This is a genomic window from Chitinophaga sp. (assembly GCF_019236475.1).
Classification (GTDB): Bacteria; Bacteroidota; Bacteroidia; order Chitinophagales; family Chitinophagaceae; genus Chitinophaga.
This window is the reverse complement of record NZ_JAFAIX010000004.1, coordinates 658,832-676,171: the sequence shown is the minus strand read 5'-3', so window position 1 is coordinate 676,171 and position 17,340 is coordinate 658,832. Positions and strand designations below refer to the sequence as shown.

The following is a 17,340-nucleotide window of genomic DNA, read 5'->3' as shown; positions in this document are numbered from 1 at the left end:
AGTTAAAAAATACTTTTGTCCTATCATTTAAAAAAACGCTGACAAAATGGACTACAAAATCAAGAAAGCAAGTTTGGAAGATTTAGAGGAAGCGGCAGTATTATTCAACCTGTACCGCATTTTCTATCGCCAAGAATCGGATGTAGAAAAAGGAAAAGCCTTCCTGAAAGAAAGATTCCTACATAATGAATCTGATATTTTCCTCGCCATCGTTGATGGCAAAGCAGTAGGGTTTGTACAACTATATAAACTATTTCACTACACCAAATTGCAAATGCAATGGCTGTTGAGCGATTTATTTGTACATCCTGATTTCAGAGGGAAAGGACTCTCTGTTGCTTTGATTGACCGTAGTAAACAATGGTGCGAAGAAACTGGCGCTTGTGGGTTGATGCTGGAAACAGAGAAGACAAATGACATCGGGAACAAACTGTATCCTCGCAGTGGATTTGAATATGATGGGTTACATAATTATTATCACTGGTGGAAATAAAGTCAAGTAAAAAGTCGCGATATGTATCGCGGCTTTTTACTACGTTGCTTCACGGTTCTCGCTCCGGTGCAGGAATATTTAATCCAATATAAAGCACCACTATCAAGGTTAAAATGGCAGTAATCGCAAAAGCGCTTCCTGCACCAAATCTGAACCATATCCAACCAGTAACTGTACTCGCCAACATGGTACAAATACTCTGAAACCCAGTAAAAGTGCCGATGGCAGTGGCCGTGTCGTTCTTACTGGTAATATTACTTATCCAGGCTATGGATACTCCTTCTGTAGCCGCCGCAAAAATCCCATACAGGAAAAATAATACGCCATACCAATACCAAGTGCCGGTAATAGTCATACCGGCGTATACCATCACAAAAAAAAGCAGACCGGCAAGAAATATTTTCTTAAGTCCAATCTTGTCTGCCAGTAATCCTAGTGGATAAGAGGATAAAGCATATACGAGATTATAAAAAATATATACGCCTATTGTTGCAGTATCGCTTAATCCGGCTTGTTTTACTTTCAACAGTAGAAATACATCTGAGCTATTGCCTAATGTGAACACCAGCAGACCGGCCACCAGTTTGCGATATACTATGGGACTGGTTTTCCAGTAATGCAGGAAGGAAAAAAAGGAAACCGATGACTTATTATTTTCTTTGGGCGAAACATTTTTGTCTTTCAGATAAAAGGATAGCCCAACAGCCAATATCCCAGGGAAAAAAGCCAACAGAAACATTAGTCGGTAATTGGCCGGATTGAAATACAGGTATAACAGGGCCAGCGAAGGGCCAATCACAGCACCCATGGTATCCATCGAACGATGAAAGCCAAAAACACGCCCTTTTGTAGCGGGCGAGGCTTCATCAGACAACATGGCATCCCTTGCACCAGTGCGGATACCTTTACCCAACCGGTCAACTGTACGGGCAAGAAATATCCATAACGGATAAACGGTTAGTGCCAGCATCGGTTTAGCGATAGCACTGAGGGAATAACCCCAACGAACAAACGGAGCACGCTTTTCCTTATGATCAGATAATTGGCCAAAATAACCTTTACTCAATCCCGCAGTGGCCTCTGCGACCCCTTCCAATATACCGATCAGTAAAACAGAAAAACCGATACTGCTCAAATAAATAGGCATTATCGGATAAAGCATTTCACTGGCAATATCTGTCAGTAAACTGATAAAAGAAAGTATCCAAATCGTACGTGTCAGGTATTTCATGGCCCAATGAAAATACCAAAAACTAAGCAAATGGGTAACTAATAGCAGCAGGTGATACAGTACGTAAAACGGTCCTATCTGCTGCAGAACAGTAGATAGGACAGTAATACAGTTTAGGCCTGAGGCTGAAAAATTATGGTTTAATTTCCATTATAACTAACCGGATGGTTGTTGCACCAATGTTTTTAGCCATATGTGTTACGGCTGGAGAATACATCGCATCGCCGGCGGTGATATCCACTACTTGAGGTGCTTTATCTTTTTCTGTAATTTCAACTTTTCCGGAAGATTCTGCATATACCACATGGTTAGGATGACTATGCCACGGTACAGTTACGCCTGGTTCTATTGCTACTTTCATAACCCGAACCTGATCATTATCTATCAGTACTTTTTGATAAAGATTTGGAGCCACTTTCACTGGATCCTGTGCTAGCGTAACCTTTGTCGTAGCGAAAAATAATCCTGCTGACATGAACAGCGGGAGCATCCATTTGTAGGTCGCTTTCATAAACAAAGATTTAAGTGAAGAACTATCTGCAAGTTAGCATGGGATCTTATCAAGGTAAAACGCCGATTGATATCTGGTTATACGTGCGGGAAATTCTGCGAGTGCTCCATGATAAATGGTAGGTACATTTGAGCCATAAACGCCTGTTTTACAGCAAGTAACCAGCGCAACCAGGGCTGGCTGATAAAAAGTAAAACACTTTTATAAATTATTAAATTATCGGGAGACACGATCAAACTCGGCCGCCAATATTCTTTACATATAGGCATAGATATATAAAAAAACCATCTCTTGCGGAGATGGCTTTTTTGTATATCTATGATTGTAAATCTGCTTACAGCGCTTCAATAGAGAATTTCCTTGTTTTCTCTTTCTTATCATATTCAGACACCATGATATGTCCTTCTTTCGCAGGATAGATAGTAGTGGTCACGGAACCATCTTTACGAGGAATGGTACGGATTATCTTCTGCTGTTTTACGTTATAAACGTTTACATTCTTTTTATCCGTAATAATCAGGTAGTTCGACTTCGTTTCGCTATTAACTGCATTGTAGAAATCAGGTCTCAGTCCCACACTTGCCATACGACTGGTTACATAAGAGCTGTACGTAGTAGGAATAGTGTTCACCATCGTGAGTTTACCTTTTTTATCCTGTTTGAACAGCATCGCTTCTCTTGCCTGCGACTTCTGCGTACCCGTGAATTGAATAATGTAGAGCGGTGGATAAATCAGTGGAGCAGTGGTTACCAATGCTGCAATAGCACCCCATCTAGGCTTTCTTTTGAAGGTGGATGCTGCGAAGTAATTATTGCCTTCGTAATCTTTAAATCCTGGCTCAAAATACATGATAGATTTCGAAGGTTTGTAACGTCCTTTGGAGGTGAAATCCGGTTGTGCGTGATCGGACCAGTCAGAAACGATTGTTTCCATTTTGCTGGTACCTTCCCCTTTGACCTGTGCCGTAAATACGCCAGTGAAAGGACCCTTGGCCAGTTGTTTAACGGTCCAGGCGGCATTACCCTTGCGAGGATGCAAGATAGAACCAGAAAGGAAAGGTCTGCCGCTTACCGGATCGTTCTCAAATGTTCTAACTGCAAACGAATGGCCGTTTTTATCACAGAGCTCCACCTTGTCGAAAGATTTGTTGGTATCCATGTTATAGCCTGTTAGCCAATAACCCCCTTCCCACAGTTTTTCTTTCTTTCTGTAGAGCAAGAAGATATCATGGTTGGAAGGCAGGATATTATAAGACTCTGCTCCTAAAAGGAAATCCTTATGCCAAATATCCTTTCCTTCCGTATTGTACACGGTCAGATAGCTTTTGCTTTCGTCTCCATAAAAACAAACAAAACCTTTGCCTGCCATATTTCTCAACTGCACGCCATGCTTCAAACCACCAGAGCCCATTTGGGTGCGGTCATAGGAAACGCTGTTGTAAGCAGTCAGCATCTTCACATTGACCTTAACGGTGTTTGTCTTAATGATTTTCCCATCCAACCCTACAAACTGCGTAAATACAGACACAGAAGCGGTACGTAAATGCTCCTTTCGCTCTCTTCTTTTCATGGTACCATAACCAATGAAGTTACTTTTCAGGTAAGCAAGACACAGGACATCCTGTTCGAAAGCCACCGACTGCAAATCCAATTTCAATTCTGTAAATTCCAATTTTCCGATATCATTCAGGTTTTCATCCATGATGTCTAACCTGTAATGGAATGAATCGGCATTTGCACGCTCTAATTCAGTGAAGGAAAGATAACCTACCAAGGTGTTATCCTGCAAAATAGGCCTCACAGAGGTGGAGATACTGTTACTGACCTCTTTAAATACTTTTGTTTGGGCGTTAGACTTGCTTACGAAAGATAAAACAAGCATGCTAGCCAGAATGATTCGTTTCATTTGTTATAGGGATAAAATATTAGGGCTTGTCAAATTTGTGTGCAAACTCTGCGTACAGACTATTTTCGTTACTATTAATGAATGTTTTACCAATGTTGGTTTTGTTGGACTGGGAAATATCGGACTCAGTAGTCAACGATTTCATCAAACGATGAAATGCGGCTTCATCTTTTTTAATATTAGGCCATGCATGAGCGGTTAGCAGTGTTTTACTTATTTCCTCCAGCTTTTCACGGGGAATCTGCTCAAACAAAGTTTGTAGTTCATAATAATCTTTGGAGATGAATTCCTTCGGAACAACGCCTACTGCGTTAAATCGGCTCAAGTCCCTGTCTGCATAATACAACCCGGTGATAACGTTTCCAGCCATGAAATCATACCAAGGATCCGTGTTCCCCTTGTCTTTCTCCATCAAAATCGTATACATACAGGCAGTTAGGTTCATGTTTACATACATATTCCATAACTGCATTTTCTTGGCTTTTTCCTTAATAGCAGCAGGTATTGGGGTAAAATTATTTTTCACGTTCCCCAATGCTAGCGTTTTATTATAACGATCTACACAGTCAGGGTGCGTTTTTAATGAATCCTGTACGCGCGAGGTGCTGTCTTTAAAACTATATGCCCTGGTCGATAATCCCTTCGCACGTTTTTGCGTCCATGCATTGTCTATTGTTACGTTATAGGCAGCAAAATATTGCTGTAATGGCTGTTTCAATGGCTGTTTAAATTGCAGATCAGCACTGTCCAATCGCAGGAAAAAGGAGGGATCAAAGCCGATATTACTTTTCTTCAGGAGCACTATCGCCAGCGAGTCGGCATCGCTTTCATGATAGCGTTGATGGCGACTTCTACTAAAAGAGTAGCCCTGGAAGATCTTTTTCAGGCGGGTGAGCCTTTCATATTTCTGATCCAGCACGGCATTCATGGCATTTTTATATTCATCGGAGGTAATCCATTCTGCGCGCTGTTTTAAGCCATTTTCAGGATGCAGCATGATATTATGCGATAGCTCGTGTGCGATGGTCAACGCCAGATCCTCACGGGAACGACTAAACGCCACCAGCCCAAGATTGATCGCAAGGATATTCCCTCCCATTGCATAAGCGTTTACAACAGCACTTCTGTCGATCAACACTAACGGCTTAACAGGTATCAATTGTTTATTGGCTTGTACAATTTGATTAATGAGACTATCAATATAGCCATAGACTTCCTTCTCGTAGAGGAAGTTGTCATCCTTGATGGATTTGGTTACAAACTCGGTACGATCATCCCAATACTCTTTATACTGTTTTTGGGTGGCCTTCTCCTTATAAATATTCGGGCAAACCCATACTTTTTTGAGCGAATCGATCTGTTTTTGGTAGAAAATATGCGAAAGGTCTTGGTAACGGTATAGCTCTCCTGATTGTGCAAAAGTGCGATGGCAACAAAACAGGACCAACGCGAAGGTTACTAAACGCGTGTAATGTGACATAGTATATAGGTATAGGTATAAAGTGCTAATATATAGCAAATATATACATATTAATATTTAGCCCAAGATAGCGTCCATCCCCAAAGCGTGTTATAAAGGGGGTATAAATTCTAAAACCTGCGCTGGGAGCAGGTTTTAGAATTTATCTAGGTATACAATTGGGTAGCTCTTATTGCAGAAGCCTCCGCTTATACTTGTCCAGCGCACTTTCCCGAGCACTTTGAGGCGGTTACTTACCAGGTAAATGTTGAACATACTGGATGACTTCCGCTAATACTTCATCTGTATGATTGCGTATACTCGTTACAGTTGCATAGCTTTTCTTTAACAATGAGAAAAAATTTTATAATCTTGTCAGCGGGGGATTGGCCAGATCCTAATATCATCAGGGTGGGCGATGATTTCTATTTTATATCTACCAGTATGCATTATGTTCCTGGCAGTCCTATCGCCAGATCAAAAGACCTTCCTTTAAAAATCGTCCATGGATAGTATCTATGGGCGATTTTTATTTTCATTATCAAGCACCTACGTTTAACCATTGACGTTACAAGTACGCAAAGTATAAACTTACCTAGATACAATCATGTTGCAGCGAGTTAAGCTACATTTATGATGTAACCCTTTTTTTCAACCAAATCTGTAGCCTTCATGAGAACACTATTACTCCTTGCAACAGTATTGTTTTACAGCACTATGTCGTTTGCACAAAATTACTGGAAAGCCCATACGGACACGGTCAAAATCAACACCGACAAAGCCGTATCTCGACTTGCATTCCCAACAAATTTCAAATTATTTGATCTGAACCTTCCTGCATTGCGAAGCGAGGCATTCAAAGCTGTTAGTAATAAAGCAGCACCTAAAACCGTTATCTCCTTACCCAATGCAGATGGTCAGATAGAGCAATTTGAAATTATCGAAGCCTCCAATTTTGATCCTGCGTTGCAGGCGCAGTTCCCGGAGATAAGGGCATTCTCCGGAAAAGGTATCACCGATAAAAATGCCACATTAAAGCTGAGCGTATCTCCACAGGGGATTCAAACAATGATTTTCCGCACGGAAAAGGAAAATGAATTTATTGAACCTTATTCTGCGGATCATACTGTTTACACGGTATTCAAAAAGCACGCAAAAGTGCTTCCTTGGAAGTGTACTACGCCCGAATCAAAGATGGCAACGGCCATCGGCCAGCAGTTGCCCAACACGATTGCCAGATCTACAGGTGATGCGAAAACATTACGACTCGCCCAATCTGTTACGGCCGAATATTCCAATTATTTTGGAGCTACCAGTCCGGCACAGGTATCATTAGTACTAGCAGCTATCAACGCCACGCTCACGCGTTGTAATGGCGTTTATGAAAAGGACCTGGCCATACACCTCAACCTGATAGCCACAGATACCGCTGTGATATTTTACGATCCAGCTACAGATCCGTATTCCGTAGCCTCCACCGGCGCAGGTGGTGCATGGAACAGTGAATTACAGAATACGCTGAATACGAAGATTGGCGCTGCGAATTATGATATCGGCCACTTGTTCGGCGCATCTGGCGGTGGTGGTAATGCTGGCTGTATTGGATGTATTTGTGTGGACGCCCAAAAGGGAAGCGGCTTCACCTCTCCTGCCGACAATATTCCACAAGGCGATAATTTTGATATCGATTATGTGGTGCATGAAGTAGGGCATCAGTTGGGCGCTAACCATACTTTTTCTATGAGCAACGAAGGCACCAATATGAATGTTGAACCCGGATCAGGTATTACTATCATGGGATATGCCGGTATCACCAGTCAGGATGTTGCACCGCATTCTATTGATGTCTACCATGCAGTGTCTATTGGACAGATCCAGGCAAATCTTGCCAGCAAGACTTGCCCTATCACTACCAATATTTCCGCGAATAATGCGACGCCTGTTGTAAACGCTGGTAGTAACTACATCATTCCTATCAGCACTCCCTTCGCGCTTACCGGCTCTGCTACGGATGCCAACGCCGGCGATGTACTGACGTATTGCTGGGAACAAAACGACCCTGCCTCTTCCTCACAAACAGGATCTAGTAGTGTGGCCAGTCCTACCAAAGCAACAGGCCCAAACTGGATATCATTTGCCCCAACTACTTCGCCCACCAGGTATTTCCCTAAAATGGCTACTATCCTGGCCGGCGGCTTAGTTTCCGGTCCCTTGCCTGGCGGAGATGCAGGTGCCAATACGGAAGCATTAAGTTCCGTTGCAAGAACGCTCAACTTCCGCTTAACCGTTCGTGATAACGTTCCTTATAGCTCTACCCCACCTGTAACTATTGGGCAAACAAATTATGCAGATATGACCGTAACCGTTAACAGTTCAGCCGGGCCTTTTAAGGTTACTTCACCTAACACGGCTGTTACCTGGGCGGGTAATTCTGCACAAACGATTACCTGGAATGTGGCCAATACTACTGCATCACCGGTGAGTTGTGCCAATGTAAAAATATCCATCTCCACAGATGGCGGAAACACCTTCAATACCCTGGTAGCAAGTACGCCTAATAGCGGCAGTGCAGTGGTAACGATTCCTAACACGGCTACTAGCACCGCAAGGATTAATGTAGAAGCGGTGGGGAATATCTTCTTTGATATTTCCGATTCCAATTTCACCGTTCTCTCCGGATCTTCCTGCGCTTCACCTAGTGGCCTTACCAGTTCAGCTATCACCGCTACTGCGGCTACCCTAAGCTGGACAGCAGTAAGTGGCGCTGTATCCTATAATGTAGATTACAAAGCCACTACCTCTTCCACCTGGATCAATGCAGCAACCGCAACAACGGCTGTTTCATTGAACTTAACAGGTCTATCTGCCAGCACTACTTATGATTATAGGGTAAGAACGAATTGCGCTAGCGATAGCAGTAGTTATACCGCTGCACAGTTTAGTACCCCATCATTAGGAGGCTGTTTTGCACCATCAGGTTTAAATAGTTCTGCCGTAACCGGTACTGGAGCTACTGTCAACTGGACAGCAGTAAGTGGCGCGGTAGGATATGATGTAGATTACAAACCCAATTCCTCTTCTACCTGGATCAATGCAGCTAGTGCCACCACTGCTACTTCGGTTACTATAAGTGGCTTATCATCCGTTACCTTATATGACTGGAGAGTAAGATCAAGATGTTCCAGCGACAACAGTTCCTATACTGCCGCTCAATTCACTACTATAACCGCTGGTTGCGCTAGTCCCCTGGATACTGACACCAACGGAACAATGGCGGGTGCATCCACCATTCCATTTAATACAGATGTTACGGGTCTTATCAATCCAAGTGGCGACCTTGATTACTATAAATTTGTCATCACCACCAGTGGTACCATCACGATTACTTTGGGCACCTTGCCAGCCGACTATGACCTGAAACTGTTGAACAGCGCAGGTACACAAGTAGCCATTTCACAAAATGCCGGCACAACTAGTGAAACTATTAGTAAAACCGTGAGTCCAGGCACCTATTATGCACTTGTATATGGCTACGCTGGCGCCAATAGCAGCACGCAATGTTACACCTTACGCGTACAATTAGGCACCGCTACCAAATCTACTGATCGTAGTAGTAATAGCGATGAACAAAGTGTACAAGCATTCCCGAACCCGGCCAACAATGTATTGAACATTAATCTTACTGGGTATAAAGGAAAATCAGAAGTAGATATTACGGATCTAAACGGTCGGGTGGTAGTACGCCGCTTGGTGAATAATAATTCCACGCAGGTAGACGTTTCGACATTAGCTCCAGGCATTTATGTTATCAGTGTTAAGAATAAAGATGGAAAAGTAAGTATGACGAAATTTGTTAAGCAATAAGGGAATATAATCAGGGGTATTACCTAAATCCCGCTGTTATAAACAATGGGATTTAGGTGATACTATTTTACAGGGTTCGAATTTGCGTATTTATACGTATTGATTTAATGAAAAATAAATGGTAAATCCATACAACTTTGTAACGTTTCATTACCTAAGCTGCCTATTACCTCGAAATACATCCACCTCTTTTCCACGTTATGTAAATGCATACCAAACTCCTTTTTTCTACTTGGTAAAACATTGTCAATAATTTAATCTGTCGGTAGTAGAATTTCCTGGAAGACTGCCTGCATATCTGTTAATAGCCTATATACGTCGAACTTAACCAAAATAATCCGGGCATTATAATAAACCAATTACTACTATGAGCATCCATTTTATTCTCTGTACCCTTGGTACAATTACGATAATAGCTTTTATTATTGTACTCATCATCCAAACTATTAAAAGGAAATTGTCGCAGACCATTTCCGAAATTAAAAATGATCGCCAACTATTTTCTAATAGTGAAATAGGGAAAGCACTACATGCTTACATAAAAGCCATTAGTAACGATGATAGTAACAGATCCAATTTATTGGAAAATCTCAATAAAAACCCAGCAGGTTGTTTAAAAGAGCTCACTGTTGCTTTCGAAAACCTTACAGAATCGGAATACAATTCAAAATGGCTACTCGTCTATTGCATTTCACAGTTTGAATCAGGAGAATTTACAAAATTACTTAGCAAAATAGCGCTGGCAGAAATCCCATATGAAAAGTCCACGAACATTGATTTGTATTCAACAGTTAGAGAAGAAACAGCTATTCGATTGCGGGCTATTGAAGGGTTGAGGCCCATTGCACAGAAAGGGATTAAGGAAGCAGAAGAAGTGTTGTTTGATTTGTTAAAAAGTAAATATTTAACGCTAAATATTTCCGCCTGCCAGAGTTTGATGCGTATAGATCCAGATAACGAAAATAAAATTTTAAAACTTTTACCCCATTCAAAACATGATATCATTACCATCAGGCATAGGGAGGTTAAGGAGGTTGCTGTGATAGAAAACCCTGAACAATTTATCACCAATGCTGGTCCAATAAAAATGCGTCTCCCGAAACCTGGCATGGATGATAATTACTCTTCGCACATCCAATATCCAGGTAAAAATTCACCCAAAATCAATCATTAAAAATCTAAATAAAAAACTATGGCACGTTGTACCTACACTGTTCCAGACAAAAATATTAGTGGCGATAATCTTTATGGAAAAAGAATTTGCAATCAACCCTTTATTGATTGGGCATGGGATCAGTATAATTTCGATCATGATTGGTGGCAAGGGGGCTGGGGATTTGATGATTGTTGCAATACCAATAAGCCACTGGCACGGACATTTAATGCCATATGGGCATTAGATTATTCTTCAGGAGACACCTCTAACGATAGTTATAACAATGAAAATATGCTCTTTTGGGGAGGGCGTTTTGTAAGAGACAAAATCGATGGATACATGCTAAGAGCAAAATGTGGATCTAACAAATCAAAAATAGCCACCACATTTGGAGCGGGATGTACGGAATATCAGAAAACGGTTAAGTGGGATTGTAAAGAGTTTCAGCGCACCGCATATGAAGATTGTAGTTGGGAATGCTGTGATTGGGCCCCGTGTTCCTTGGTCTGCAAACTCGGCAGTTGGGTATGTAAAGGATTAGTGTGGGTTACCACATCGATCTGTATTTTATACGGATATATTGCAAGTTGGATTTGTACAGCAGGATTAGAGACTGCCAATGCAGCCAGCCAAATAAAGCGAATAGAATTGTACAATACAAATTTCTTCTATGATATTGATGTGATGCAACGAGCCTCCACGCTTATCCACGAGTGTCGTCATATTGACGGGAAAGCACATGATGCAAATTTCCCTTCATGGGCAGGAGGTATTGCAGGTCAAAGTGGAGCTGACTCAAGCTGGGAATATAACGGCCCATATCGTTGGGAAGTATGTTGGTTGGCTTGGTATTGGGCGGCGGCAAAATACTCCTCCATACCATTGAGAGAAAAGGCAAGAGATGCAGCAAACTCAATTTTAGGGTATGCATTTGCCCAAAGGCCTTCATTCACTGTATAAACGGAAGAAAATGTCACATTCAATTTCAAAATTTATAGCTGATTGCGGTTGTTCAACTGGGAAATACTTTATGATCTTAGGTATTTTTGCGTTTGCGGCATTTGCAATTGCTTTCAAAACTTATGCTTATTATGGCTTTTTTACGAACATCTTTTTCTTCTTTTATTTTGTCATATGCTTCGCTATAATAGGCAAAGCAATTGGACTCCTGAAATCATATATTGTCTTCATTCAGGAAAATCAAACGAAGAAATAAAACTAATAAAGCCCACTGTAGCAGTGGGCTTTATTAGTTTTATTTTTAAACTTTCTTGTTAGCGATGATCCGTGTCTGCACTAACAGTATCGGTTATACTTTTTATTCTTCTCTCCCAGAAGGGTGATTCCATCCATCGCTGCTCCTTTTTGTAAAAGGATGCCCTTAGTTGAAGATACTTGCTGAAATGCTCCTGCAAATCATGCTGATAGTGGGTAATACCTGATGAGTCGCCTTGCAGTTGCGAGTTTGCAGCCAGTGCCGCATGGCAAGCGGAGCTGATCGCAAAGCCGAGACCCATGGAAGATATAGGGTCGAAGGACAGTGCCGCATCTCCGACGGCAAGGAAATTAGGGATGGATGCGGTGTCTGTAAATTGTGTAAAAGCATTTTTCACCCAGGGTCTCCCATAGGCGTGACTGCCATGTATTAGCGGTACCAGATGCTTGGTGGCTGCTAGTAATCGATTCCAGTTATCGGGGTGATGCCATTGATGCTTTTTGATCAGATCACTATCCGTAAAGAATGTTACCGCTAGCCTATTTCCGGGCAAAGAGGCATAATACCACCAACCTTCAGGTGTTGTTTCCAGTAGTATTTTTTGTTCGGGCACATGTGCTGTATCGAACTGGAGATAGGCCCCAATACCTGTGAGCTGATCATATTGCTTTCCGGGAATACCCAGATGCCTGCAAACTTGGGCCTGGCGGCCGGTAGCATCTATCAAGAATTTTGCATGCACCTGAAATTGCCCTTGGGTTTCGTGTTGTAAGAGAATTGTCCAATGGCCTTCCTCATTTTGCTGATACTGCAATGCTTTAGTACGTGGGAATGCCTGTCCGCCGCGAGTGGCCACCTGCTCGGCCAGAAAGGGATCAAACAGTTGCCTGTCCAACTGGTAGCTACGGCCTTCTGTGGTATAGATGCTGTGCCGCGAAACAATACGGTCGCTCCCCCATGCTGCCTCACTATTATACCCTTCCTGTATGCCTGCATCATCCAAGGCATCGCGTGGAATACCCAGGTATTCCAGCAGTTGGAACATGCTGGCATCAACGTGTTCGCCTACACGAAGATTATCGAATGCGCTGGCTTCTGCTATTGCTACCTTACAGGAGGTATGTGTCAGCAAGCATAAAGCGGCGGCGGCCCCTGCTGGACCGCCGCCTACAATGAAGATATCTGTTTGAATATTTACCGGCATACTGTTAGTATCTGTTTCTGCTACCAGAGCGAGGCAAAGGAAGGCCTTCGGCCGCCACAGCAATCGGTTTGAATGCCAGTGTTTCCAAATGGGCTACCAGTGCAGCTCCACGTGCACTCTTCTTTTTAATTTCTGGTTTACTTTCCTCGATAAAGAAGACTGGTATGGTGACTTCATCATCCTTCGGATTCCCGCTGATTTCTCCTACTGGTACATCCCGGAAAGTAAATAATTCATTCACCCTTTCTGTTTCAACCAGGTATGGGAATCCTTCCTGGCTGGCGTTCTGATCTCTGATGAAACCCAATGCAGACCAATGTTCTACCATTTGTACGAAGCTATTGATACCTCGTTGATAGTTGACCTGCACTCCCGCTGGCATATCAGATGCTGCCTGGCCCTCAACTGTAATTTCACCTGTCAGTACATCCCAAGGGCTTTGAGGTGGCCACCAGTAAGAATAATAGGTTGGTGGAAGCCGTTTTCCATTATCCTTATTCTGAGTAGGAATCGTGAAATTGATATACTGAATAGTACACTGGAAGAAATCCGCCTGCCATGGACAAGCCATACGTTTGGTAAGATCTCCTGGCTCACAACCGCCACCAACGCATTCATCTCTTTCAGGAGAGAGTCCCGTTTCAAAATAATTTCTTTGGCGAGCCCTGATAACGTAAGGAGCTTCGTAAACATTCTTGTTCTGCATGCTCCAGGTCACTTCAATACCGGGGCACATGGGAAGTCCTACGCAATTACCTACGCTGGCAGCATCCACTGGGCTTATAGGGTTAGACGCCTGTTCTTTCTCCCTATGAAACTTCCCTTTGGCCCATTGTCCCATGAGGAAATATTGCGTTTCATCCAGTGCCAGGAATTTTACGATATTGACTTCGCTTACCGGGTTGCTGCCGGCATTCAGTGGCATCCCTGGAAAATAGTCGTCGCCATTCAATTTCCAGAGTTGCTGCTGTGGTTGATCTTCAGGAGGGTCGAGCGGCGGTACACCATCAGGCCTGCGGAAGTAAGAGAAATATTGCTCTCTGTTATTCCTATTGGCAGGCGAATTGTCTCCATAGTCAAATTGAAAGGAGCAGAAGGCCATCATCGATGGAACATTGGCCACCCATTGATACCTACTGATACGGTCAATGATAGGTAGAATATCGTGTTTGAAACTAGCCTCATAATCTTCATTCCAAATTTCCTTTTCCTCTTCCCCTTCCCCTATTTTTTTGCGCATATCGGGTACCATATTGAAATTACGTACCCCTACATCAAACATCGTATCACTGAGGGTAGAGATATTTACAATTTCCGGCGCAAAGTCAGGCGATCCAATGATTACCCAGGCTTTCAAGGCCCAAATCGTCGATTCATTCTTAAACTTAACTAAGCAGGATACAGGGCCATCCGAAATATCATCATGCCAGGTACTGGAGCCGCCATAGCTTGTCAGAGGCAAATCGCCACCGGCATTGCCTAAGCCGCCCAGCACTACAAGTCTCCCTTTGTCATCCGTGAGCAAGTCACCCAGTGTTTTTACAGCCGTACCATATTTTACATCAGCCGGAGGAAATTGCGCAGGATAATCCCGTTGCACATCTTCTTTTGTAAAAGAAATTTTCTGGTTTGGACCAGTGATCCTTCTTGGTCCTGGGTCTACAATAAGCGTTTGCCGCTCCTTCTCTCCAACAACATCAGGATTACGCCAAGGTACCCCCCACTCTTTGTAACTGTTATTAGGGTACATCAGGTTGCCTTTCAGCTCGGAGTATTGATACCACGCCGCTTTCTTATTGGCAAGATGCACTTCCCAGGTGATGGATTCTACATTGGGGTTATCATAGGTAATCTCTACGCCATTTTCATCGTAGATTTTGAAAACCTGTCCCTGACGCTTTATCCGGCCGGTAGCATCTTTAAAGTGTTTGACAGGGCCTAATTGATTCCCGTGCTCGTCGGCATCGAATGGAAGCCCACCAATGGTTTGGGGGGATAGACAGATCTGGTCAGGACTATTGCCCAAACGAGCAACGCCTACAGATGGATGTAGTGATAATTTCATTGAGGGAAAGTTTGTTTTGTGTAGTTATAGATGGAATTATGGATACAAACAATTCTAAGGGAACATAAATGGTAATGATTATTTTGAGTATTGCGTTTAACGAGGATTTAAATCTAGGTTTTTATTTTGATATAAAAATCAAAGGAGGGAAAAATATTTAGAATCTTTTTTTAAAATCTAATAATGAAAAAACTTCCACCAGTGCGGCTTGACGGCACCCGTTTTCCTTATGATATTTTATGATTCAAAGCTGAATCATTTAAAGAATACAGTAGAGGAATTCGTCAAATCACTAAAAAGAATAAAAAATGGTGGCAGAGAGCGACCGTGTCTCCCGCTGCCACCACATTATATTTCAGCACACTTATTTAACAGTTACTTTTGATGCTTCTTCAATCACTTTCGCTACTGCCAGTGGTTGCGACATAAAAATCACATGGCTCCCTTTCACATCGGTTGTCTTGGTATTGGAGCGTTTGTACATGGCGCGTTGTATTTCTGGCGTAATAGTTTTATCTTCTGTAGCAATACAGGCGAAGGTGGGCTTATCTCTCCAAGCAGCATGCGTAACAGGTGTAACGAAACACTTACCAGCAAATGCACCCTGGGAACTATACATGAATGCCGCTAGGTCTTTCGGGATATCAGCACAAAAGCCTGCATGATACTTCTCTTTATCATAGTATACGAAGCCTTTGGAATCAGGAGGCAGCACGCCATTTTCTGGTGCTGGCTTCGCAGTCTGGAACCATTGCAATGCAGTTTCTCCATTGTCTGGTTGGAAAGCTGATACATACACGAGGGCCGCAACTTTCGGATGATTGCCCGCTTCCGTGATAACAACACCACCCCAAGAGTGACCTACTAGTACCACGGGGCCATCCTGGTTATCCAATGCCACCTTTGTAGCAGCAACATCATCTTCTAATGAGCTCAATGGATTTTGTACAACAGTAACATGATAGCCTTTCTTAATGAGGATATCATACAATGCCCTCCAACCGGAACCATCAGCAAATGCACCATGCACTAACACTACATTTTTGATTTGTTGTGCCTGAGTCGTGTTGAATCCCAATAACACAGCAAATAACGCAAGGGTAAAAGCAATTTTGATTTTAAAGAATAAATTTTTCATGTAATTAAGGTTTTTAAGAATTAACAATACAAAGCTAGTTAGGAACGGAAGACCGCGAAACGGCAATACTTCCCGGATTGTTGTCATTATTTCCCGATCTTCGTTTGGTAGTTATATTACTAAGTTCCATTTCCAGACTACCCCTGTAATCTGAAAATGTCTCCCCACTTACTCTTTTGAACATTTTACTGAATGCAGACACATCCTCATATCCCAAATGATACGCTATTTCCTTCAAACACGCATCTGAGGCCTGCGCCATGCGCTTTGCTTCCAAAACAATGCGCTGATTAATATGATAACTAGTAGGAATCCCCGATGCTGTTTTTATCACATTCGACAAGTGCTTCGCAGATACACAAAGCTTTCCAGCGTAGTAGTCAACAGTTTTAGCTACCTTAAAGTTCTCCTCCAATAAAGAAAAGAAACTTCGTACCAACATTCCTCTTCTACTCATAGATATCGCCACTTTTTCACGCTGTGAATGCGATCTCAGATATACTAAAAAAATGGATAGATACTTCTGTACCAAATCAAGACGGAACTGGTCTTTTGAGGTGATATCATTTTGAATGCGCGTCATTACCCAATAAATCTCTTCCGCTATATCCGGCGCCAGGTTAAAACGCTGAGGACCTCCTGCGAATAGGGTTTCATAGAAGAAAGTCAGGATGTCAAAACTAATGAGGGAGTGTTGTAGATTAATTAGGAGAAAATGACCGATCGACTCCTGGGGCAATTCAAAATCATGGAAACAAGCGCCAAATCCAACATATACTGTACACGCTTCCAACTGTAATACTTGATTTCGTTGCTGACAACGGCCGCCACCAGACATCACAAAAATGATTGATACGCAATTCCGTCCAAGGTAGGTAGCTACCAATTCTTTTTGAATATCGAGATCAGGCTGAAGTCGCCACATATAAATTGCATTCATTAATGGCGCCTGGAATGATGGGGTCTGAAAATGCGGGTATTTCAATGATGCTGTCATTTTAATTGACTTTAAATACTGCTCTTCGATTTATATGCCGGAATTCCTGCTATCGGAAAAGCGGTAGCCCATTGCATACATCTGATTGAAAATCCAATAT

Annotated in this window: 13 protein-coding genes; 5 read left to right on the top strand and 8 right to left on the bottom strand. The window is 42.5% G+C overall.

The features are described 5' to 3' along the window. Positions 1-46: 46 nt before the first annotated feature. The gene (locus tag JO154_RS06780; protein ID WP_291943054.1) at positions 47-493 is read left to right on the top strand and encodes a GNAT family N-acetyltransferase; all 447 of its coding nucleotides are present in this window, start codon (positions 47-49) and stop codon (positions 491-493) included. Positions 494-542: 49 nt separating this feature from the next. Here the strand turns inward: JO154_RS06780 and JO154_RS06775 are convergent, their stop codons facing one another. The 4 genes from JO154_RS06775 to JO154_RS06760 all read right to left on the bottom strand — a co-directional run bounded on the left by JO154_RS06775 (position 543) and on the right by JO154_RS06760 (position 5,621). Continuing rightward, positions 543-1,724 (bottom strand): MFS transporter, encoded by a 1,182-nt coding sequence (locus tag JO154_RS06775; protein WP_291943052.1) that lies wholly within the window; start codon positions 1,722-1,724, stop codon positions 543-545. Between the two features lie 133 nt (positions 1,725-1,857). Continuing rightward, a complete protein-coding gene (locus tag JO154_RS06770) occupies positions 1,858-2,235 on the bottom strand; it encodes a cupin domain-containing protein (RefSeq protein WP_291943050.1) in 378 nt (125 codons plus the stop codon). A gap of 334 nt (positions 2,236-2,569) precedes the next feature. Further along, positions 2,570-4,141: a DUF6770 family protein gene (locus JO154_RS06765; protein ID WP_291943048.1), complete on the bottom strand. Its 1,572-nt coding sequence runs from the start codon at positions 4,139-4,141 to the stop codon at positions 2,570-2,572. A 19-nt stretch (positions 4,142-4,160) separates the two neighbouring features. Next, positions 4,161-5,621, bottom strand: a complete 1,461-nt coding sequence (locus tag JO154_RS06760) for a M48 family metalloprotease (protein ID WP_291943046.1) — start codon at positions 5,619-5,621, stop codon at positions 4,161-4,163. Between the two features lie 330 nt (positions 5,622-5,951). Here JO154_RS06760 and JO154_RS26490 point away from each other — a divergent pair, with 330 nt between their 5' ends. The 4 genes from JO154_RS26490 (at position 5,952) to JO154_RS06745 (ending at position 11,580) form a co-directional block, all read left to right on the top strand. Beyond that, positions 5,952-6,113: a family 43 glycosylhydrolase gene (locus tag JO154_RS26490; protein WP_366935565.1), complete on the top strand. Its 162-nt coding sequence runs from the start codon at positions 5,952-5,954 to the stop codon at positions 6,111-6,113. A gap of 159 nt (positions 6,114-6,272) precedes the next feature. Then, entirely contained in the window at positions 6,273-9,464 is a 3,192-nt protein-coding gene (locus JO154_RS06755) for a reprolysin-like metallopeptidase (RefSeq protein WP_291943044.1), read from the top strand. Positions 9,465-9,831: 367 nt separating this feature from the next. After that, complete coding sequence (locus tag JO154_RS06750) at positions 9,832-10,638, top strand: hypothetical protein (protein WP_291943043.1); 807 nt, start codon at positions 9,832-9,834, stop codon at positions 10,636-10,638. Positions 10,639-10,656: 18 nt separating this feature from the next. Next, positions 10,657-11,580 (top strand): hypothetical protein, encoded by a 924-nt coding sequence (locus JO154_RS06745; RefSeq protein ID WP_291943041.1) that lies wholly within the window; start codon positions 10,657-10,659, stop codon positions 11,578-11,580. Positions 11,581-11,894: 314 nt separating this feature from the next. Here the strand turns inward: JO154_RS06745 and lodB are convergent, their stop codons facing one another. The 4 genes from lodB to JO154_RS06725 all read right to left on the bottom strand — a co-directional run bounded on the left by lodB (position 11,895) and on the right by JO154_RS06725 (position 17,240). Next, positions 11,895-13,040 (bottom strand): lysine-epsilon-oxidase maturase LodB, encoded by a 1,146-nt coding sequence (gene lodB / locus JO154_RS06740; protein WP_291943038.1) that lies wholly within the window; start codon positions 13,038-13,040, stop codon positions 11,895-11,897. A gap of 4 nt (positions 13,041-13,044) precedes the next feature. Further along, the gene (gene lodA / locus JO154_RS06735) at positions 13,045-15,105 is read right to left on the bottom strand and encodes a CTQ-dependent lysine 6-oxidase LodA (RefSeq protein ID WP_291943036.1); all 2,061 of its coding nucleotides are present in this window, start codon (positions 15,103-15,105) and stop codon (positions 13,045-13,047) included. A 364-nt stretch (positions 15,106-15,469) separates the two neighbouring features. Beyond that, a complete protein-coding gene (locus JO154_RS06730; protein WP_291943034.1) occupies positions 15,470-16,243 on the bottom strand; it encodes an alpha/beta hydrolase in 774 nt (257 codons plus the stop codon). Between the two features lie 34 nt (positions 16,244-16,277). Beyond that, the gene (locus tag JO154_RS06725; protein ID WP_291943033.1) at positions 16,278-17,240 is read right to left on the bottom strand and encodes an AraC family transcriptional regulator; all 963 of its coding nucleotides are present in this window, start codon (positions 17,238-17,240) and stop codon (positions 16,278-16,280) included. Between the last annotated feature and the right edge of the window lie 100 nt (positions 17,241-17,340).